Below are 20,801 nucleotides of genomic sequence, written 5' to 3' on the forward strand. Positions count from 1 at the left end.
GTTGTTCTTCATGGAGAGTTTTAACAATAGCAGGGAATGCACCGAGAAAACGTTCGATTTTTACTTTGATATCGCCAAGACAAATTACCAACTGTGAAATGCCGCGCGGTCAATTGTCTTTGTATGAGATAAGGCCGCGATTGCCGGGTCTGGGGGGGCTTGATGGACAGCGAGGGGCGAACGGGTTTGTTCTACTGCCTGATCATAGTGCTAGGATTGCTGCTTTCGGGCTGCGCTGGGCGGCCGCGTGGTGTGCTCGTGCCGATCGCTAAGGCATCACCCATGTCGAGCCGGGTTGAAATGATCGTGGCAACAACCAGAAGCCGCGCTGACACGCGAGGCGAGATGTTTAGCGGGGAGCGAGGCCTTACGCCATCCTTTGCCGAAATCACGGTATCCATACCGTCCGCAAAACACCGCAAAGTAGGAGAGGTCGAATGGCCAAAGCGCTTGCCTGCGAACCCTCTTACCGATTTTGCCACTCTCAAGGCAGATGAGGTCTCTCGCCCACAAGCGGAAGCATGGCTCAGCAAATCAGTACGCAAGAGCGCCGACCGCGGCGTGTTGATCTTCATTCATGGTTTCAACAACCGCTTTGAAGACTCTGTGTTCCGTTTTGCCCAGATCGTCCACGACGCAGGTGCAAAAAGCGTTCCTGTTCTGGTGACATGGCCCTCAAGAGGCAGTCTTCTGGCCTATGGCTATGACCGCGAAAGCACCAATTATACCCGAAACGCCCTGGAAAATCTGTTGCAGTATATGGCAAAGGATCCGGAGGTAAAAGAAGTGTCGATCTTGGCGCATTCGATGGGCAATTGGCTTGCCCTGGAATCGTTACGCCAGATGGCAATCCGAAACGGGCATCTTCCCGCCAAATTCAAGAATGTCATGTTGGCTGCGCCGGATGTCGACGTGGATGTCTTTCGCTCGCAAATCGCCGACATGGGGAAACAGCACCCGAAGTTCACCCTGTTCGTTTCCCGTGATGATCGCGCCTTGGCTTTTTCACGGCGTGTATGGGGAAATGTCCCGCGACTTGGTTCAATCGATCCCGAGGAAGCTCCCTATAAAACTGAACTGGCGGCCAATGATGTTTCCGTCATTGACCTTACCAAAATCAAGGGCGGTGACAGGCTTCGCCACAGCAAGTTTGCCGAAGCGCCGGAGATCGTACAGTTGATCGGTTCGCGCCTGTCAAATGGACAGGAACTGACGGACAGCCGACTCGGCGTCGGGGACCGGATTGTGGCAGCCACGACCAGTGTCGCGGCGACAACCGGAACTGCCGCTGGTCTCATACTTGCCGCTCCGGCAGCGGCAGTAGATCAAACCACACGGGAAAACTATGCGAGCGGCGTTGAGGCACTCAATCCGGGATTTCAAAACATTTCGGCCAAGAACGCGTGTAGGACCATGCCGGGAAGCAATTCGTGCACCATCGACCGCGAGGAAAAGGTAAATGAAGCGCATTAAACTTATTTTAGCAGTGCCAATGGCCGTGGCAGTTTTGGGCATGGTGGCCGCGACGATATTGACAGCTGTCACGCCGGCAGAAGCGGCACGTCGTGGCGTAGCTGCTCGATGTGGAGCGCGAGGATGTGCCGCTGTTTCTACACGCAGAGTACCAATGGCCCGCCCCGCCATGAGACGGGGTGTCGTGGTCGTCAATCCAAGACGATACTGGCGTCCGGGTGGTGCAATAGCTGCTGGAGCGGCCATCGGCTTTATTGCCGGAGCTGCAGCAGCTTCCGTCGCTGGGCCACCGCCGCAGGCAGGATATTGCTGGTTCTACACCAACAGCAGCAAAACAACTGGATTCTGGGACATATGTCCCCGTTGATGGGCGAGGAGAAAAAGCATGTCTGCGCGAATAGAAAATGTTGAACCACAATCAGGAAATTGGCGTTTCAAACTTGGAATTTTGCTGATCTGCATAGCCGTCGGGCTGTGGATCATCGTGCCACTGGCCGCCGCCACAGGGCTTTCGAGCACGAAAGTCGCCGCCATGACGGGTTTGATTTTTATCGTCAACAAAGTTCTGCTTTTGCTGGTTATAGCGGTTATGGGAAAGGCCGGGTTTCAACAGCTCAAGGCAACTATATTTGGCTATTTCCGTCTGGCGCCTGAAACCGGCATTGGACCGGCACGGTACAATCTGGGACTTGTCATGTTCTGTTTGCCACTGATCAGTGGATGGCTTGAACCTTACATTGATGCTGTGGCCCCGGACCTTCGACCGAACATGTGGCAGTTGCAGCTTCTCGGGGATTTGATGTTCCTGGCAAGTTTCTTCGTTCTTGGTGGCAATTTCTGGGAGAAAATCCGGTCTCTCTTCATTCGTGGTGGTCGTATCTCGTACGGGACCGAAGACGCGACATAACCGTCTTCGGTCACCCGAGTGAAGGATGAACTCCTGCAAAGGACAACAGCGTGGCAGAAGAAGCAACGAATAAACCAGATGTCGTAAAGCCAGCTGGCAATCCACTGCGCAGGGTAGCCTTGATCATCCTGGTTCTGGCTACCGTCGCTTTTATCCTTTCCGTGTTTATGGAAAGGCGAACACCATCATCATCGCAGGCACAGGTTCAGGCCTATGTCGTCGGCATCGCTCCAGAGGTCACAGGACGCGTTGTCGATGTCAGCGTTACCGACAATGCGCGGGTAGAGCCTGAGCAAGTGCTGTTTCGCATTGATCCCGCCCGTTACCTGATTGCAGTCGCCGAAGCGGAAGCAAGCCTTGCCCGCGTGGGCCAGACTATCGGTGCGTCAACAGCGACTGTCGATGCCGTACAGGCCAGGCTGGTGGAAGCGCGAGCCAGCAGGGATAATGTTCGTGAACAAGTGACGCGGTCGATGGAACTGGTCAAGCGCGGCGTATATGCCAAGGCAAAATTCGATGAAGCGAAATCTGCGCTCGATCAGTCCGAGGCCTCTGTAAAGGCAGCGGAGGCAGAGTTGGTCAAGGCCCAGGAGGATCTTGGGCCCGCCGGCGCTGACAACCCACAACTCAAGGAGGCGATGGCAGCGCTCGAGCGTGCGCAACTGGATCTTCTTCACACCAATGTACGGGCGCCGTCAGAGGGCGTTGTCACCAATCTCCAGCTTTCGGTTGGTAAGGTCGTCAGTGTAGCGCAACCCGCCATGACATTCATCGACATCGGGACAGTCTGGATTGCAGCAGCCTTCAAGGAAAACAGCCTCGAAAACGTTGCAGTCGGCAATCAGGCCGAAGTGCTTTTTGATGCCTTGCCAGGCCGTCTCTTCGCCGCCCGGGTAGAAAGTGTCGGGCTTGGAGTGTCTCAAGGTGGGACCGAGCCAAGTTCCGGATTGCCAACCATACGCAGTGACAGTGGATGGGTCAGAGAGGCTCAGCTTTTTCCGGTGAGACTCATTCTGGAAGGCGAACGGCCCAAGGGCGTGCGGTACGGATCGCAAGCCACCGTCGTCATATACACTGGCGATAATCCTGTGACCAATGCATGGGGTACATTGTGGATCAGAATAATGTCGGTTTTAACCTATGTCGGGTAATTCGATCGCCACGACGAGCGAAGCGGCCGAAGCCCAAAAGCGCAAGGGATTGCGTGTCGCAATTGCAGTATCGATCGGCTTTACATTATCAGTGGCATGCGGCTCGATCGTACCGTTTCTCGGCCCGCTTTTCGCTGCACAGTTTCTACTGGCCAGTTCTCGTCCATTGCCGATGGCCAAAACGGTCGGCATGGCTATCATCATCCTGGCAGCTGGGGCCTTTTGTATGGGCCTGACATCACTGTTGGGTGAAAAGCCCATAAGCTTTCTCATGATATTGGGGCTTGCCTATTTTATATGTTTTTTCATTCAGGCCAGCGGCAAGGGCGGTCCCGCTATATTTCTCATTCTGGTGGTCGGGATCATGGTACCATTGCTGGGTATCCTGAACCGTGAGTTGGCCAACTCCATTCTTTCTATTTTGGTGATTGGTGTCCTAACCGGCGCCGGTCTGATGTGGCTTGCCTATGCCTGCGTCCCTGAACCAGTTACCGTGACAGCTCAAGCTATTCCAACGGTCGTGCAGCCGAACCCGTGGTTGCGCGCATTTGCCAACACCGTGATATTGCTGTTTGCGGTGGCAGTCTGTCTCACAAATGACAAGCTGGCAGCAGCACTTGTTATCCCAATCACCGTGGCGTCCTTACTTGGGCAGATCGATTCCACCGCGAGCATGCGAGCAGCAACGGGGCTTGCAGTTGTCAACTTGTTTGGAGGAATATCGGCGTCTATTGCATTTGGAATACTCAACCTGCGCCCGAATCTCTTGTTCATGTTTGTGATAGTCCTCGTCGTTACGCTTTTCATCGGCGGGCGTGCAGCAAGCCGGTCAGCGGAGGCAAGAATGTTCGAGGGGGCTCTGACTATTTTCCTTGTTCTTTTTGGGCTGGGCGTATCGCCGCTGCCAGGGAGCGCGGCAGAGTCTTTCTCGACCCGTATAATCTATGTCGCTGGCGCCATTTCCTATGTTTTCCTGACGACATCTCTGTTGTGGACGCGGCAACGACAGACAATTATCGATTTGGAGGGACGTCATCGTGGTTGATGCGACATCGTCCCCCGTGATCGTATCAATTGTGAACACACTGGAAACGGCGCTTACTCCCGTGTTCTTGCTGGCCGGGACGGCGGGCTTTCTCAATGCGTTTGTGGCGCGGCTTGCCCGCATTTCCGATCGCGTTAATGAAATTTCGCAGCTCATCGATGTAGACCACGAGCTTAACGCTGAACGCCGAATTCAGCTGAAGTATCTTCGCATCAGAACCTTGGCTTTGCAGATCGCCATTGTGTTCGTTACCTGTGCGGGGGTCTTGACTTGCCTTTCGATTATCTCATTGCTTGCCGGCGCGATTGGCCGTTCCGGATTTCGCGCCCACGTCCTTTATTGGTTGTTTGGCAGCGCGGTCTTTTGTCTGGTGGGAGCGCTCATCGCATTCCTGTTTGAAATGTTATCCGCCAGTCAAAGCATGCTCCGGCAAATTGCACGGGATCAGCGCGTAAAACAACGCTGATCAACGCACTGTAATCAAGCAGCGTGTGATCGCATAGGTTTGCCAGAGCCTTGATCTCGTCCGAGTAGTAATTGGCCCTGAACCGAAGCCTGAAGCTCCGGTAAATTTCGGACGTGGAGTTATCGCATGACGATAGCGATCCAGTCCTCTTCCGGCTTGTCCTTGACCTCAGAGCGAAGAGTAGGCGCCTATGCGGAAGCGATGACCTCATCGTCCTTGACCACAGGGAGGTGTCTTTCCAAGCTACGAACCTTGTTTGATCCACGGTAAAGCCAAAGCGCACCCGCGTAGAAGTTGCCCCGCTTTGGACAACATGCAACCTTCTTCAGCAGAAGCGGTGAGATTTCACGCGCGCTGTCTACCGCATCAAAGACGTTGCAGCAAGCAAAGCGGACGCGAAGCAGCCGTCGTTCATCCGGAACGAGGGGATAGCTAAGGGGTCTGTAGTCCACAGTTCGACTATTGAATAGGCAAGACAAAACAGGCTCTTAATTGGATTGTAGACGGTATCGCTACAATCGAAAATGCCCGAAACTTGTCTGTTATCGGCATTTTCAAAGGAAGGGTTCCTGATAAATTCCTTGTTTGAACGCAGCAGTAATCTATAGGGCTGCGATTCAGTTCCATTCAAGATGGAAATTGCGCCTCTTGATTGGACCATTTCCTGCCATTTGATTTTCCGAGCATCTAAAATCTCAGCGAGCGGCCCCGTACGCGGGATGCAGGTCCCTGTCCGGATAACAGTCATTTTCCGGGCTGTTCTTCCCAGCAAGACGGATGACGTGAAAGTATGTTGGGTGCGTATTTTCGATGTCGAGAAGACATTGATTTAAGCACCGGTCGATTACCCCTTCGCAAAATCGCGGGCAGCTTGAATGAATGCGCTGAACGCAGCCGGCGGATTCTTCCTGCCCGGATAGTATAGGGCTAATGGCGCCAGTGGGGGAGTCCAGTCCTCGAGAACGCGCACTAGGGCATAGACTCATAACGACCTAATCCAGATGCGTATTGCGACGAGCTTGACTGCGGCGAGAAAGTTGCGTGGGTCTTTGTCATATCTGGTCGCAATCCCTCGGAACTGTTTGAGTTTATTGAAGAACCGCTCCACCAGATTGCGCTGTCGGTAAACCCAGGAGCTGAATGGAAAACTCTCCTTGCGGGTTCGCTTGGCTGGAATATTGGCCCAGGCTTGCTTTTCCTTGGCCAAGTCGCGCAGAGCATTGGTGTCGTAAGCGCGGTCGGCGAGCAGGATGGTGCCTTTGCGCATGGCCTGCAGCATCGGCTCTGCCATCCGGATATCGTGAGCTTGCCCTGCTGTCAGGTCGAGACTGATCGGTCTGCCGTCTGCGTCGACGACCGCGTGGATTTTCGTCGTCAGGCCGCCACGGGAACGTCCCATGCAACCATCGTCTCGATCCCCCTTTTTCCTGTGGCCGCATGCTGATGAACGCGAACACAGGAACTGTCGATCATGACGATGTCACCGTCGAATGCCTTGGCGATATCGCGCAAGACATGATCCCAGACGCCAGCCTTTCGCCATCGCACGAAACGATTGTAGCACGTCGTGTAAGGTCCATATCGCTCCGGCACATCTGCCCAGGGGGAGCCGGTACGGAAGCGCCACAGAATGCCATTGATCACCCGCCGATCATCAACACGCGGCACGCCACGCGGCTTGTTCGGCAATAAAGGCTGAATAATCGCCCACTCAAAATCGCTTAGATCGAAACGTCGACGTGTCACAAAAGGCCTCCAAATCAAAGCCTCAGTGAATCATCATCTCTTCGTTCAGGAAACCCCGTTTATGAGTTTGCGGCCTAGTCGCCCGGCCGCAATGTCATCGCGCACATCTGCCTCCATAACGTATCCCAGGCCCACTCCATTTTGCGCCGCTATCCTGACAAGGCTTGACTCGTCGAGAGTTATTGAGCCTTGCACATCGATCTGGACAGCGTTCCCATCCTTTTCAAATTTCCACCGAAACAAGGCGTTGTTGGGCAAGCGCGCGCGTATGCACTGAAACCGATATAGGTCGGCTGGCACCGTTGGACTGCCATGAGTGCGCAGGAAGTCTGGTGATGCGACAACGGCATTACTGCGCTTGGTACCGAGTGGCACAGCGATCATGTCGGTCGGCACCAGATCGGCCGGCCTCAAGCCCAGGTCGAACCCCGCCGCAACAATGTCAACGATCCGTCCCTCCGTGACCAGATCGATATGCACCTTAGGGTAGCGCTGCATGAACGACAATATGAGCGGTTCCATCACCTCGCGTGCTGCTGTCGCGAAGGCATTAATGCGCAATGTGCCCGTCGGAGTTTCCTGGAGCGATTGGACCGTGAGCATAGCATCGTGGATCTCAATCATTGCCGGTCCAACCCGCTCGGCAAAGGTTTTCCCCGCGTCGGTGAGCGAGACGCTACGCGTTGTACGGTTGAACAGGCGAACGCCGAGACGCTGCTCAAGCTTCGCAACGGCATTGCTTAATGCTGTGGTGGACATGCCGAGCTCGAGCGCGGCAGCCCTGAACGAGCCGAGGCGCGCGATGCTGAGAACGGCATCCAGGTCGGTAAGAACAGATCGCGCCATTGTCCCTCTTTTCGAAATTCCTCATCCTGCTTTGTCCCAGTTATCGTGTCAACCAGCTCATCCTAGATTACACCTATCGACCTCCTAGGGGGGCGGCGCCCTCAGCTGGCAGAGGCTGGAGTTAAAATTGGAGGAACCAATGACAATCAAACTTCCCAAGGCCATCGAAGCATATTTCGAGGCCGACCGGACAGGCAGCCCGGATGTGATCGCTTCTACATTCACCGAGAACGGCATCGTGAAAGATAAAGGCCTCACGCACCGAGGCCGGGATGCCATCCGCGCATGGATGGCTGATGAAGCTCAGCAATACAGCTATACGGTGGAACCGTTCTTCATTGCCACCGAAAACGGGAAAATCCAGGTGACGGCCCATGCCGTCGGCGACTTCCCGGGCAGCCCGATCGATCTGCGCTTCTTCTTCGTCCTCGCGAACGACAAGGTCGCCGAACTGGAGATCACCGTATGACACAGTTTCTAACCTTGCAGGGCCGTCGTGCCCTGATCACCGGCGGGACCTCGGGCGCCGGCGCTGCAACCGTGGCGCTGTTCAAGGAGCTCGGCGCCAACGTACTGACCACAGCTCGCAAGAAGCCCGCTGACTTCTCCGGAGCGGCGTTTGTCGAAGCCGATCTGACCACCAAGCCGGGGGTTAAAGCCGTCGTCGACGCGGTGCAGCGAGAACTCGGCGGCCTCGACATCCTCGTGAACGTGCTGGGCGGCTCTTCGGCCCCGTCAGGCGGCTTTGCCGTGCTCACCGACGTCGAATGGGATCAAGAGTTCAACCTCAACTTCTTCCCGGCAGTCAGACTGGATCGCGCTCTCATTCCCGGGATGATCGCTCAGGGAAGCGGTGTCGTCATCCACGTCACCTCGATCCAGAGAAGCCTTCCGCTACCCGAGGCGACGACCGCCTATGCTTCGGCCAAGGGGGCACTCAACACCTACAGCAAAAGCCTTTCCAAGGAAGTTTCTCCGAAGGGTGTACGGGTGGTGCGGGTTTCTCCCGGCTGGATCGCAAGCCCGGGATCCAATGGCCTGGCTCTGCGCATAGCCGAGCAAGCCGGTATCAGCTACGACGACGCGGTGCAGGTCATCATGAACTCGCTCGGTGGCATACCGCTCGGACGACCAGCCGCGCCGGAAGAGGTCGCCGATCTGATTGCATTCCTTGCATCGGATCGAGCAGCGTCGATTACCGGAACCGAGCACGTGATTGACGGCGGGACCGTGCCGACCGCTTGAGCATTTGGCCACCTCACGCCATTTCAGGTCAGGCGGGTGCGTCCCACCCGCCGATCTGGGAGTAGATCGCGTCACGCAAATGCCGCACGTCGCGGTTCAACGCAGCGAGTTCCGGTGGTGTCTGCGTCGAGGCTGCAAGCAAGGTATCGCTGAGGCAGCCTGCCTTATGCTGCAAGGCACGACCCTGATCTGTCAGCGCCACCAGAACCTGACGCTCGTTGCTAGCGTTGCGCGTCCGACGCACGAGCCCGGCGGCTTCCAGGCGTTTCAGAAGCGGTGTCAACGTGCTGGACTCAAGAGCTAGTCTATCGGCGATAGAAACCACGGTTTGTTCGTCTTCCGCCCAGAGAACGTTCAGGACGAGATACTGCGGATATGTCAGCCCAAGCTCGTCGAGAAGCGGCTTGTAAGCGCGCTGAACGGCGATGCCGGCGGTGTAGATCGCATAGCAAAGTTGGTCGCGCAGAGGCGGGGGATCGTTATGGCGTTTGGTCATTTTGAACTCCTGAAGACGTCCATATAATCGAACTTATCACGAAAACCAATATTGCGATAAGAATTATGTTGACGTGCAGATCGAGATGTGAAACTTAATAGATATCGCGATAAGAGTTATCGTAATTACCAAGAGGAGAAAGCCATGACACGCAAGTCCATCACCACCATTTCGGCAATCGCAACGGCAGCTTTACTGTCGGTTGCGATACCGCCAGCGAATGCTTCCGACATCATTCCAAAAGATCAATCCGTAAGAAACGTCGTTCTGGTTCACGGCGCGTTTGCGGACGGTTCCGGCTGGAAGGGTGTTTACGACAACCTGACCAAACGCGGCTATCGCGTCACCATCGTGCAGAACCCGTTGACGTCCCTTGCAGACGATGTCGCTGCAACCAAGCGGGCGCTCGAGCGACAAGATGGTCCGGTCATTCTCGTTGGTCATTCTTGGGGAGGCACGGTCATCACGGAAACTGGCATTGGTGAGAAGGTTGCGGGCCTCGTCTACGTCTCCGCTCTCTCCCCCGATGCCGGCGAGACGACGGCTCAGCAATACGAAGGATTTGCGCCCGCTTCTGAATTCGTCATCGAGACTACAAAGGATGGTTTTGGCTATGTCAGCCCAGAAAAGTTCAAAGCGGGGTTCGCACATGACGTTAGCGACGCCGATGTCGCCTTCATGAGAGACGCGCAGGTTCCGATCAACATGTCGGCGTTCGGCACCAAGCTCGAAAATGCCGCTTGGCGTACCAAGCCCAGCTGGGCCGTCATTGCTACTGAAGACAAGGCCTTCGATCAGGCGATGCTGATCCACATGGCTGAGCGCATCAATGCCAAGATCACCAAGGTATCGGCAAGCCACGCCCTGTTCATGACGCAGCCTGCGGTCATCGCCGAGACCATTGACCAGGCGGCCAAGGCCGCCTCGGCGAAAAAGCAGTGATCGACTTCGCGCCCTCCGGGACGGTCGAGACCCTCCCGATGGCGTCGAGACAATCCCGTTAAACAGAACGGCAGGCCCGATGCGAAATAACGGTAGGACGTCGGATCTCTGACCGAGATCCGTAAACATTTCCTTGTCTTAGCGTCCAGGACTCCACCAAATTTACCTGAATCAATTCACGGAGGATCTCACGTGAAACGGCATACCCATGACAAAAATGCACCCGATACCACATTTCACCCACATGGCGCGGTCGGTGACGTCTACGACTTCATCGTCTGCGGCGCCGGCTCTAGCGGCTCGGTTGTTGCAGCGCGGCTGGCGGAGGATGGAGACGCGACCGTTCTGCTGATTGAAGCGGGCGGAGATGATGAATCCGAGACCGTATCGAACCCTGCGCAATGGCCACTCAATCTTGGATCAAACCGGGACTGGGGCTTTGTCGGACAGCCAGCGGCTGGCCTGGATGGCCGCCGACTCCCTCTGAGCATGGGCAAAGGGCTTGGCGGCGGTTCGAGTATCAACGTCATGGTATGGGCCAGGGGACACAAGGAAGACTGGAACCACTTTGCGGCCGAGGCCCGGGATGACGCCTGGGGTTATCAATCGATCCTTGGCTACTATCGCCGGATAGAAAATTGGCAAGGCGTGCCGGACCCATCTCGTCGCGGAACCGGCGGGCCCGCCCATGTATCGCAGCCTGCGTCGCCGCAGCCAGTGGCGCAAGCGCTTTTGAGCGCTGCGTCAGCGATCGGCATTCCGGTCTTCGGTTCAACAAACGGCGAAATGATGGAGGCCGCTGGCGGCGCATCGATTGCTGAACTGCGTATCAGGGAGGGCAAGCGGGAATCGGTGTTTGAATCATACGTTCGTCCGCTGCTGTCGCGTTCAAATTTGACGGTGATAACGGAGGCACTGGTTACGCGTCTCATCTTCGATGGTAAGCGGGTGAGAGGAGTTGAAGCTCTGATCGATGGTCGGCGACGCCAGTTCATGGCGCATTGCGAAACGGTATTGTCGCTTGGAGCGATCAACACGCCGAAAGTCCTTATGCAGTCCGGTATCGGCCCGGAAGACGAACTGCATTCCCACGGCATTCCAGTCGTGCAACACCTGCCGGGGGTTGGCCGCAATCATCAGGATCATCTCGCCTTCGGCTGCACCTGGGCCTACCGAAAACCGGAAGCCATCGGCGGGAGCGGTTGCGAGGCAAATCTCTACTGGAAGAGTGACGCAGGTCTGTCCCAGCCTGATATCCTCCAGTGCCAGTTGGAGTTCGCCGTTCCGTCGCCTCTTGAGGCCGGTCTTGAAACACCGGAGCACGGCTGGACGATGTTCAATGGTCTCGCACAGCCGAAGAGCCGCGGCCGTTTGAGGCTCTCTGGCCCCGACATAAACGATCCCGTCCTGATCGAACCGAACTCACTCAGTGAGCCGGAAGACATGGTAGCAGCGTTGGCCGCAGTCGAGTTGTGCCGCGAACTCGGAAACAGCGATGGCTTCAGACCTTTGGTGACAGGCGAAACCGCTCCCGGTCAGCGAAACAGATCAGGCATGATCGATTTTATCCGTCGCTCGGCCGTCACCTATTGGCATCAATCCTGCACCGCCAAGATGGGACGCGACGCCATGTCGGTGGTCGACAACGAGCTCAAGGTCTACGGCATCGAAAGCCTTCGCATCGCGGACTCCTCGATCATGCCGCGGATTACCACCGGCAACACGATGGCGCCGTGCGTGGTTATTGGAGAGAGGGCATCCGATTTGATCCGAAAGATGCATTTCCTAGGAAATTACTAGGTTTGCGCAATCTATCTCGCATCACCGATCGAAAACTCGGCGGCCTGACTGCGTCGGCCACCGAGTGATTGCCGATCGGCAAAGCGATCGTTCAAATTGGATGAGAGCTCAAAGCCCATCGTATAAGGGTGATCCCAGCAGCTACGCCGCTTTCACGTCGTGCATGGCCTTTGCCAGATGGCTCCTATGGAATGCCATGAGGAACATTTGCCGGTGCTCGCAATAATGTACGTGGTTATGCTATCACGCTCGCCAACGGGATCGGGGCGAATGGTTCACCATTCCGGCTGTTAGAGTTCCTTGATGAGCGGAATGTCGGGCGGAATCTTGAAGACCGGCACATGAGATCCCCGCCGCACAGTTCAAGTTCCTATGTAGGCGCGGCCCGGCTTAAACAAGAAAACCTGAATCGATGGAATTTAAAGAATACCATTCCTGTCGAGATTAAAATTTGGCGCTTAGGCTTTCCGAAATAGCACTCGGGAACCTGATTATGAGCAAGCGCATCGGCCAGTTGAAACTAGGCGCATTCCTGTACCCCACGGGGCATCATATTGCGGCATGGCGCCATCCGCAGGCTCAAGCAGACGCAGGATCGAATTTTGCTCATTACGCTGAGCTGGCGCGCATTGCCGAAGCAGCGAAATTCGATCTGATCTTCATGGCCGATGGCGTTGGTACGCGTGGCACCGATACCGAAGCGCTTAGTCGCACTGCTATCCGTTACGTGGCGCAGTTTGAACCGCTGACGCTTCTTTCGGCCCTTTCTGCCCTGACCGAGCGCGTGGGCTTTGTCGCTACGGCGTCGACGACCTACAACGAACCCTATCACATCGCTCGCAAGTTCGCTTCGCTCGATCATATAAGCGGAGGGCGCGCCGGCTGGAACCTGGTGACGTCAGCCAGTGAAGACGAGGCGCATAATTTCAACCGGGATCATCACGTTGCCCATGCGGAGCGTTACGAACGTGCCGAAGAATTCGCCGATGTCGTTCGCGGACTATGGGACACCTGGGAAGACGATGCGTTCCTGCGCGATAAGCCCAGCGGCATCTACTATGATCCGTCCAAACAGCATCTTCTCAATCATCGCGGCAAGCATTTCAAGGTGAAAGGTCCGCTCAACGTATCGCGATCACCCCAAGGTCATCCGGTGATCGCAAGCCGGCTCATCGGAGCCGGGCAAGGATCTCGCAGCGCGAAGCGCCGAAGTCATTTTCACAGCGCACCAGAATATCGAGGACGCCCGTGCATTCTACCGCGACGTGAAGGGCAGGCTTGCCCGCTTTGGGCGTTCGCCGGAGGATCTGAAGATAATGCCCGGCATTTTCCCCGTTATTGGCAAGACCCTGGCGGAGGCCCAGGAAAAATTTGAGCAGATTCAGGAGCTCATTCATCCGGCCGTCGGACTGTCCCTGCTCAATGGCATAGGCGGCGATGTCGACCTGTCGAAATATCCTCTGGACGGACCTCTGCCTGACGTCACCGAAACCAATGGCAGCAAGAGCCGCCAGAAACTGATGGTCGATCTGGCCCGCCGCGAGAATCTGACGATCCGCCAGCTTTACCTGCGTGTCGCCGGTGCGCGAGGCCATTGGCAGATCGTGGGTACCCCGACGCAAATCGTCGATCAGATGGAAGACTGGTTCACAACCGGTGCTGCCGATGGCTTTAACATCATGCCGCCGCATCTGCCTGTCGGGCTTACAGATTTTGTCGAGCATATTGTGCCGGAACTCCGACGCCGCGGACTTTTTCGCACCGAGTATGAGGGGCGCACATTACGCAGCCATCTAGGTTTGCGTGAGCCGCACCATCCGGCTCAATCAGCTGTTGCGGCCGAATAAACCAACAAAGGAGCAATTATGTCGAGCGTTGCGCGCGTGAAAATCAACAATGTCAGCCGGCGTTTCCAGGTCAATGGAAATACGATCACGGCACTTGATAATGTGAGCCTCGATATTGCGGCAGGCGAATTTGTCACCATTGTCGGAGCCAGCGGTTGCGGCAAGTCGACACTGCTGCGCCTTGGCGCGGGTCTCGATGTGCAACACGACGGCACTATCGAACACGATGGGGCACGGGTCATCGGTCCCAGCCTTGATCGCGGTATCGTGTTTCAGGAGCCGCGCTTGTTTCCATGGTTGACAGTCGAGCACAACGTTGCGCTTGGCCTCGAAAACGCACACTTCTCGAAGGCGGAAAAACGCGAACTCGTTGCAAAACAGATCGCGTTGGTGGGCTTGACCGGCTTTGAGAAAGCCTACCCGCACCAACTATCAGGCGGCATGGCACAACGCGCCGGAATTGCGCGCGGTCTGGTCAATCGCCCTGATGTCCTCTTCCTCGACGAACCTTTCGGCGCTTTGGATGCCATCACCAAGGCTCGCCTTCAGGGGGAGTTGCAGGATATCTGGGCCCAGGAGCAGATTACAATGGTGCTCGTCACGCACGATGTCGATGAGGCTGTCTATCTTGGTGACCGCGTGGTGATCATGTCGCCGAGCCCGGGCCGGATCAGGGAAACCGTCACTGTGGATTTGCCGCATCCGCGCGAGCGAACCTCCGCGCAGCTCGCCAGTATTCGCAACCACGTACTCGATATTCTCAACAGCACGACGAGTGACGACAAGCCGAAGTTCCCGATCAAACAGCCTGCTGCAAAAGAACAGCCGGCTCCCAAGGCAAACCTGATCCATGCCGCCTTACGCCCAAAACCTGCCAGCCGGCCCCTCTATTCATCGACGGAGATTTGACATGAACCTATCCCACTTCACCCGAAGAGCGGTCATTGCCGCATTCGCCTTTTCTTCCTTTGTGTTTCCGGCTATTGCCGAGGAACCACTGACGATCAACGTCGGTTATGCCGCCATCGGCCTCGACAGCCGGCCTTATTCGGAAGGCACTTCCGCAGCAACAGCGAGAGCGGGCGAGTATCTTGAGAAAGAATTCGCCGGCGATCCGAATATTAAGATCGAATGGTTCTTCTTCAAGGGCGCCGGTCCGGCCGTCAACGAAGCCTTTGCCAACAACCAGCTCGACTTTGCTTACCAAGGCGATCTACCCTCCCTGATCGGCCGCGCCAATGGATTGAAGACCAAATATCTTCTGGCCAGCGGTGCACGCAAGCCCCTGTATCTGGCAGTCGCCAAGGATGCCGCGATAAAATCGGTCGCGGATCTGAAAGGCAAGAAAGTCGCCTATCAGCGTGGCACCAATGGACATCTTGCGGCGATCAAGATCCTAGAGGCCAATGGCCTCACCGAGAAAGATCTGCAAGTCATCAATCTCGATAGCGCAGGGACGGTCGCAGCGCTCACAAGCCAGGACATCGATGCGGCATTTGGCGATACAGCACTGATCAATCTCGCCGAAAAGGGCAATGCCAAGGTGATCTACACCACAAAAGGAGACGATCCGCGCTATGGCCGCAATGCTGGTATCGTTGCGCGCGAAGACTTTATCGAAAAGCACCCGAAAATCACCCAGCGCATCGTTGATGCCTTTGTCAAAGCGGCGCAGTGGTCCTCCGACGAGCCAAATCGGGCGGCCCTATTCGACCTGTGGCACAAATCTGGCACGTCCATCCCGATCCTCGAAGAATATTTCAAGAACGACAAACTGGCCTATCGCAACTCGCCTCTCATTGATGATCTGCTCGTCTCGCAGTATCGGGAGCAGGGCGTCAAGGCCAAGGAATTCGGTTTGATCCGTCGCGAGGTCAGCACCGACGGCTGGTTTGAACCTAAATATCTCAATACTTCGCTGCAGAAGCTTGGGCTGCAGAATTTCTGGCAGGCCTATGGGGCAAACGGCAAGCCGCTGGGCTCGTAGTACGAAACAAACCTGGCAGACCATCACATGAGTATCGGATCTAACAGCATCACCATCAAACCTGCCTCTGCGCAACAGGTGGACAAGGCACAAACACAGACGTTTGGAAGAAGATGGGGACTGCACCGTTTTGCGATCGCGCTAGTCCTGCCGGTTGGTCTGCTTATTGCGTGGTGGATTGCCTCGGGGAGGGGCTGGCTGCCGGAGCAGATATTGCCGTCTCCGGCCTATGTCTACTCTACCGCAGTAGACATGATCAGTTCCGGTGAAATCTTCTATCATGCAGGCGTCAGCCTGGGCCGCGTGGCGATCGGATTTCTGTTCGGTGCGATTGCCGGTCTGGCACTCGGCATGGCAATGGGCCTGTCACAACGGGCCGATGACTATGTCAGGCCGCTGTTTCTCGCCTTTGCGCAGATACCGACGCTTGGCTGGATTCCCTTGCTCATGCTGATCTTCGGCATTGGCGAAACCTTGAAGATCATCGTCATCGCCAAGGGAGCACTCGTTCCTATGGCAATAAATACCGCTGCTGGCATCCGTTCGGTTCCCGCCAATTTGGTTGAAGTCGGCCATGCCCTGCGTTTCGGCCGTTGGCAGACCTTGCGTCTCATTGTGCTACCCGGAGCGGCACCCTCTATTTTTACCGGTATCCGCTATGGTCTCACGCACTCCTGGACCGCGCTCGTCGGCGTCGAGTTGCTCGCGTCCTCGGAGGGACTTGGCTATCTGTTGGTTTGGGGCAGACAGATGTTCTGGCTCGACGTTGTCATGGTGGCGATGATCGCTATCGGTATTCTTGGCTTCGTGATGGACAAGGCTCTCGATATCTCGGAGATCTCTGTCCAGCGCTGGAAGCACGAGGAGGGCAGTTGATGTCATTTATCGCGAACTTCCAAACAAGGCGAGCTGTCAAGATCCGGCGCGGTCTGACCACGTAGCGGACGCGTTGGTCACTCCAACCTTCAACAGCCTCAAGCAGATATCATTGCTGGCCTGGATTCCTCTTATATCGATCTGGTTCGGTTTCGGCGAACAGGCGAAGATCGTTTTCGTTGCTCTCGCGGCGTTCATCCCGGTGGTGCTCAATACCTATGAGGGTATGCGCAACACACCGCGTGACCTTATCGAAGTCGGGCAGGCGTTGAGGTTCACACCGCTGCAACGCATCACCCGCATTTTTCTTCCCGCCGCCTTACCTTCGATTGCGACTGGGGTGCATCTCGGGCTGATCTATTCCTGGCTGGCAACCGTTGGGGCGGAATATTTTCTAGCCGTGGGCAGAGGCGTCGGTGGCTTGATCATTGCGGGCCGGGAGCATTTCGACATGGCGCTGGTCATGGTAGGGGTAATCATTCTTGGTCTGGTGGGCTTTACGCTCAACAGACTTGCTGCGGCTGCCGAAGCTCATCTTCTTCGCTGGCGCGTCAGTGCGCATTAACAGCCGGCTTGGCCGCAAACAGGAAATTCGATTGATGTCTACACTCGCCAACGACGGCACCGACACGCCACAACCACCAAATGCTGACCGGATCAGTACGTTGTTGCAGCAACGTTATGGGACGCAACAGGATTTGGCCGGCCAGCTCTCGGTGACAACGGTCATTGAAACACTCCTCGCACACCGGAGCATACGGTTTTATCTGCCGCAATCGGTTCCGGCGACAGCGGTGGAGCTTGCGATCTCTGCGGCACAGTCCGCGCCGAGCTCGTCCAATCTGCAGGCGTGGAGCGTATTGGTAGTTGAAGACGACGACCGCAAAGCGCGGATCAACGCTGTTGCGGGAAATCAAAAGCAAATTGATCAGGCTCCGTTGCTTCTGGTCTGGTTGGCTGACCTATCTCGCTTAAGAAATATAACCAAGACGCAAGGGTCCCCAGCCGAAGGACTGGACTATTTGGAGAGCTTTCTTCTCGCCATTATCGATGCCACACTTGCCGCGCAAAATGCAGTCATGGCCTTTGAATCCCTTGGGCTGGGAACTTGCTATATAGGTGCACTGCGAAACAACCCGGAGGCTATTGCAAGGGAGCTGGCGCTTCCAAAGGAGGTCTTTCCGGTTTTTGGTTTGACTGTCGGGTATCCGAACCCAGGAATCAGGACGGACATCAAACCGCGCCTGCCACGATCAATGGTCTTCCACCGCGAACAATACGGAGCCAACGCAGATAGTGCGGATTTCGGCGACTATAATAAGATACTGCGTGCCTTTCAAAAATTGCAACTTATGCCGGCAATCGATTGGACTGAGCAAATGAGCAGGCGAATTGGCACGAAAGAAGCGCTGAAAAACCGCGATGTACTGTCAAGTGCAGTCAAATTGCTCGGGTTTCGGATCAAATAGGATTGTCCGCTTTTTTTGAGATGTTCGATTTGGCGGGGATGCTTCAAGCACGAGAGCGGAATTTTTTGGGGCGTTTGCCCGCCAGAATGACCTGATTGAAAGCGGCACTACAGGCTTTCAATAGGGATTGTAGACCCTCAGGCTACAATTAAAAACTCCCGAAAATCGCTTGTTATCGGCATTTTCAAAGGAACGTTTCCTGACAACTTCTGAATGAGACCTGCTTCCCTGCACGTACCTTGCCTGGGTTGCTATTTTTAGACCAAACGAGTCTTGCATAACTTTGATACCAGGATAAGCCGGGGCACTATCGCAGGACGCAGACACCTTGCTGAACCCGTTCCACCATCCGTTACGGCAGCTAGGATTGCAAGGTCATTCTAAGGATGGTCTAAGAGCACTCGAAGCAGGATAAAGCCGGTCGATCGATGGGAGAAATTGAGCGCCTTTGCGGGTCAGAAAGTCTTGAAAAGCTTTCATGGCGGGCGACAATGTACGGTCCGTTCTTACAACTGAAAACCATTGTCGGCGTATGGGCATGCCAATGACGTCAAGGATTGCCAGCTTGCCGAATTCCAGTTCGAGTGCAATCGTGTGCGCCGAGATGAAGCCTATACCCAATCCCGCCATTGCAGCCTGCTTGATTGTTTCATTGGATGACATCTCAGTGCCAAGATCATCCAGCCGACCGGGCAGTTCACTTAAGAAAATTTCCAAAGATATCCGTGTTCCGGATCCCGGTTCACGCACGAGAAAGTGCTCCTGGGCGATACGCTCCTTGGTGATATCGCGAAATTTGGCAAGCGGATGATCCGGTGCGGCGATCATAACGAGCGGATGATCCCCGAACACGGTTGAGCGAAGCGGAATATCCTTGGGCGGGCGCCCCATCAGGGCCATGTCGACCGCATGGCTTTTAAGGGCAGCAATCGTCTCGGCGCGATTTCCGATGGCCAGTTTTATGGCGATATCCGGGTGCTGTTTGCGAAAAATCGCCATTAGCTGTGGTGCGAAATATTTTGCAGTTGAAACCACACCCAGTATCAGGCTGCCAACGCGCAAGCCCTTGATTGCATCGATTTCGTCCTCAAGCAGTCGTAGACGCTCTTCGAGCATCTGCGCTGCGTCAAGAAAGGCTAGACCGGCCAGCGTCGGACGAAGCCCGTCATTGGTCCGGTCAAACAAAATAAGTGCCGCTTCTTCCTCAACAAGCTTGAGCTGAATCGTGACCGCAGGAGGCGTCAGGCCAAGTGCGTTCGCGGCACCGACAATTGTGCCGTGTCGTCTGATTGCCTGGATGGCCCGTAGTTGCTTCAAGGTCAGGTTGCGCATCCCCGTACTTAATTTATTTTACTGAGATAGTAAATATAATAAATTTTACTTAGCGAGGGTTCCCTGTTTCGATAGCCCAAGCCTGACAACACGATGATCAAGCCGGGGAGGAATATCATGACAGCGACACTGGAGGCCTTTCTCGCGACCTTTGCCGGTGGAGACGACACCGTTCACATTGCGGTTTCTAAAGTGGTTCGCCGTTTGTCGATAACTGCTGTGGAAATAAGAAATACGATCAATCAAGGCGTGCTTGGCAAGGCGTTTTCACACAATAGTGGCAGCAAGAATGCCGATGGCGATGCTCAAAGCGCGCTCGATATTCTGGCCGATGACATGTTTTTGGAGTCCATGCGGCAGGCGCCGGTTGCCCTTTATGGCTCGGAAGAGCTGGCCCATCCGGCACTGCTCGATCCCGACGCGCCTCTGGCACTTGCCATTGATCCGCTCGACGGGTCTTCCAATATCGATACCAATATCTCGATAGGGACTATCTTTTCCATCCTCCCGGTGGTTGGCCAGCCCGACAGCGAGCCTGGCGCTTCGTTCTTCCAGAAAGGCGAACGTCAGCTCGCTGCCGGTTTCTTCATTTACGGGCCGCAACTCGCACTGGTTCTGACACTGGGAAGCGGGACGCACATCTTCGTATTCTCCTCGCGCCTGGGTACTTTTGTCCAGGCTTATGACAGTGTTGTCATTGCCGACAGGTCGCATGAATTTGCGATCAATGCCGCCAACTATCGTTATTGGAATGAAGCTGTGCGGCTCTATATTGACGATTGTCTCAAGGGAACGGAAGGTCCGCGCGAAAGAGATTTCAACATGCGCTGGATTGCATCGCTGGTCGCTGAAACCTATCGCATTCTCATGCGCAGCGGCGTCTTCCTTTATCCCGGCGACAATCGCAAAGGCTACGGGGAAGGCCGCATCAGGCTGATTTATGAGGCAAATCCCATCGCCTTTCTGGTTGAGCAAGCCGGTGGATCAGCAACCGATACGGCGACACGCATTCTCGATCTGGTCCCCAAATTCATGCATCAACGCGTCCCCTTTGTCTTCGGCTCATCCAGAGAAGTGGCTCGCATCAGTCGATATCATTCGGAACCAAGCAATATCGGCGAACGCGCGCCGCTGTTCAGCAAGCGCGGCCTTTTCCGGGTCTGAGGAGGAAAC

General features: G+C 55.6%; 19 protein-coding genes and 3 pseudogenes. 17 read left to right on the forward strand and 5 right to left on the reverse strand.

All coding sequences use genetic code 11. The features are described from left to right. Window positions 1–162 precede the first annotated feature (162 nt). The 6 genes from V9K92_RS02885 to V9K92_RS02910 are packed head-to-tail and all read left to right on the forward strand — an operon-like array spanning window position 163 to window position 5,042. The gene (locus V9K92_RS02885) at window positions 163–1,473 is read left to right on the forward strand and encodes an alpha/beta hydrolase (RefSeq protein ID WP_337353224.1); all 1,311 of its coding nucleotides are present in this window, start codon (window positions 163–165) and stop codon (window positions 1,471–1,473) included. After that, window positions 1,460–1,840, forward strand: coding sequence for a hypothetical protein (locus V9K92_RS02890; RefSeq protein WP_337353225.1), 381 nt, complete (start codon window positions 1,460–1,462; stop codon window positions 1,838–1,840). Before V9K92_RS02885 ends, V9K92_RS02890 begins: the two co-directional genes overlap by 14 nt. A gap of 18 nt (window positions 1,841–1,858) precedes the next feature. After that, window positions 1,859–2,380 (forward strand): transporter suffix domain-containing protein, encoded by a 522-nt coding sequence (locus V9K92_RS02895; protein ID WP_337353226.1) that lies wholly within the window; start codon window positions 1,859–1,861, stop codon window positions 2,378–2,380. 50 nt (window positions 2,381–2,430) lie between these two features. After that, window positions 2,431–3,531 (forward strand): HlyD family secretion protein, encoded by a 1,101-nt coding sequence (locus tag V9K92_RS02900; protein ID WP_337353227.1) that lies wholly within the window; start codon window positions 2,431–2,433, stop codon window positions 3,529–3,531. Beyond that, window positions 3,521–4,576 (forward strand): DUF2955 domain-containing protein, encoded by a 1,056-nt coding sequence (locus V9K92_RS02905; RefSeq protein WP_337353228.1) that lies wholly within the window; start codon window positions 3,521–3,523, stop codon window positions 4,574–4,576. Before V9K92_RS02900 ends, V9K92_RS02905 begins: the two co-directional genes overlap by 11 nt. Continuing rightward, window positions 4,569–5,042: a DUF2721 domain-containing protein gene (locus V9K92_RS02910; RefSeq protein WP_337353229.1), complete on the forward strand. Its 474-nt coding sequence runs from the start codon at window positions 4,569–4,571 to the stop codon at window positions 5,040–5,042. The genes V9K92_RS02905 and V9K92_RS02910 overlap by 8 nt, the downstream gene beginning before the upstream one ends. 844 nt (window positions 5,043–5,886) lie before the next feature. Here the strand turns inward: V9K92_RS02910 and V9K92_RS02915 are convergent. The 3 genes and pseudogenes from V9K92_RS02915 to V9K92_RS02925 all read right to left on the reverse strand — a co-directional run. After that, window positions 5,887–6,015: pseudogene (locus tag V9K92_RS02915) on the reverse strand (LysR family transcriptional regulator); the annotation flags it as partial. 9 nt (window positions 6,016–6,024) lie between these two features. Next, window positions 6,025–6,788 (reverse strand): IS5 family transposase gene (locus tag V9K92_RS02920; protein WP_337353230.1). Its coding sequence is split into 2 segments (ribosomal slippage): window positions 6,025–6,467 and window positions 6,467–6,788, totalling 765 coding nucleotides; the frame shifts between segments, so codons are not numbered across the junction. A gap of 45 nt (window positions 6,789–6,833) precedes the next feature. After that, window positions 6,834–7,634: a LysR family transcriptional regulator gene (locus tag V9K92_RS02925; RefSeq protein ID WP_337353231.1), complete on the reverse strand. Its 801-nt coding sequence runs from the start codon at window positions 7,632–7,634 to the stop codon at window positions 6,834–6,836. A 139-nt stretch (window positions 7,635–7,773) separates the two neighbouring features. Here V9K92_RS02925 and V9K92_RS02930 point away from each other — a divergent pair, with 139 nt between their 5' ends. Next, on the forward strand, window positions 7,774–8,103 hold the full coding sequence (locus tag V9K92_RS02930) for a nuclear transport factor 2 family protein (protein ID WP_337353232.1): 330 nt from the start codon (window positions 7,774–7,776) through the stop codon (window positions 8,101–8,103). Beyond that, the gene (locus tag V9K92_RS02935; protein ID WP_337353233.1) at window positions 8,100–8,879 is read left to right on the forward strand and encodes an SDR family oxidoreductase; all 780 of its coding nucleotides are present in this window, start codon (window positions 8,100–8,102) and stop codon (window positions 8,877–8,879) included. The genes V9K92_RS02930 and V9K92_RS02935 overlap by 4 nt, the downstream gene beginning before the upstream one ends. Before the next feature lie 28 nt (window positions 8,880–8,907). Here the strand turns inward: V9K92_RS02935 and V9K92_RS02940 are convergent, their stop codons facing one another. Next, window positions 8,908–9,375, reverse strand: a complete 468-nt coding sequence (locus V9K92_RS02940; RefSeq protein ID WP_307276228.1) for a MarR family winged helix-turn-helix transcriptional regulator — start codon at window positions 9,373–9,375, stop codon at window positions 8,908–8,910. 144 nt (window positions 9,376–9,519) lie between these two features. Here V9K92_RS02940 and V9K92_RS02945 point away from each other — a divergent pair, with 144 nt between their 5' ends. From V9K92_RS02945 to V9K92_RS02980, 8 genes and pseudogenes are all read left to right on the forward strand, one after another. Further along, window positions 9,520–10,317 (forward strand): alpha/beta fold hydrolase, encoded by a 798-nt coding sequence (locus tag V9K92_RS02945; RefSeq protein ID WP_337353234.1) that lies wholly within the window; start codon window positions 9,520–9,522, stop codon window positions 10,315–10,317. Between the two features lie 192 nt (window positions 10,318–10,509). After that, on the forward strand, window positions 10,510–12,117 hold the full coding sequence (locus V9K92_RS02950) for a GMC family oxidoreductase (RefSeq protein WP_337353235.1): 1,608 nt from the start codon (window positions 10,510–10,512) through the stop codon (window positions 12,115–12,117). Between the two features lie 493 nt (window positions 12,118–12,610). Then, window positions 12,611–13,964: pseudogene (locus tag V9K92_RS02955) on the forward strand (LLM class flavin-dependent oxidoreductase). 18 nt (window positions 13,965–13,982) lie between these two features. After that, window positions 13,983–14,873, forward strand: a complete 891-nt coding sequence (locus V9K92_RS02960) for an ABC transporter ATP-binding protein (RefSeq protein WP_337353236.1) — start codon at window positions 13,983–13,985, stop codon at window positions 14,871–14,873. A gap of 1 nt (window position 14,874) precedes the next feature. Continuing rightward, on the forward strand, window positions 14,875–15,951 hold the full coding sequence (locus tag V9K92_RS02965; RefSeq protein ID WP_337353237.1) for an ABC transporter substrate-binding protein: 1,077 nt from the start codon (window positions 14,875–14,877) through the stop codon (window positions 15,949–15,951). 27 nt (window positions 15,952–15,978) lie between these two features. Beyond that, entirely contained in the window at window positions 15,979–16,827 is an 849-nt protein-coding gene (locus V9K92_RS02970; protein ID WP_337353238.1) for an ABC transporter permease, read from the forward strand. A gap of 61 nt (window positions 16,828–16,888) precedes the next feature. Continuing rightward, window positions 16,889–17,392 (forward strand): annotated as a pseudogene (locus V9K92_RS02975) (ABC transporter permease); the annotation flags it as partial. A 34-nt stretch (window positions 17,393–17,426) separates the two neighbouring features. Then, window positions 17,427–18,296 carry an NADPH-dependent oxidoreductase gene (locus V9K92_RS02980; protein WP_337353239.1) on the forward strand — a complete coding sequence of 290 codons (870 nt, stop codon included), beginning with the start codon at window positions 17,427–17,429 and terminating at the stop codon, window positions 18,294–18,296. Between the two features lie 375 nt (window positions 18,297–18,671). Here V9K92_RS02980 and V9K92_RS02985 read toward each other — a convergent pair whose 3' ends face one another. Then, complete coding sequence (locus V9K92_RS02985) at window positions 18,672–19,628, reverse strand: LysR family transcriptional regulator (protein ID WP_307276252.1); 957 nt, start codon at window positions 19,626–19,628, stop codon at window positions 18,672–18,674. A 114-nt stretch (window positions 19,629–19,742) separates the two neighbouring features. Between V9K92_RS02985 and V9K92_RS02990 the strand changes: the two genes are divergently transcribed. Beyond that, a complete protein-coding gene (locus tag V9K92_RS02990; protein ID WP_307278827.1) occupies window positions 19,743–20,792 on the forward strand; it encodes a class 1 fructose-bisphosphatase in 1,050 nt (349 codons plus the stop codon). Window positions 20,793–20,801: the final 9 nt, after the last annotated feature.

The organism is Phyllobacterium sp. CCNWLW109 (genome assembly GCF_037203905.1).
Classification (GTDB): Bacteria; Pseudomonadota; Alphaproteobacteria; order Rhizobiales; family Rhizobiaceae; genus Phyllobacterium; species Phyllobacterium ifriqiyense.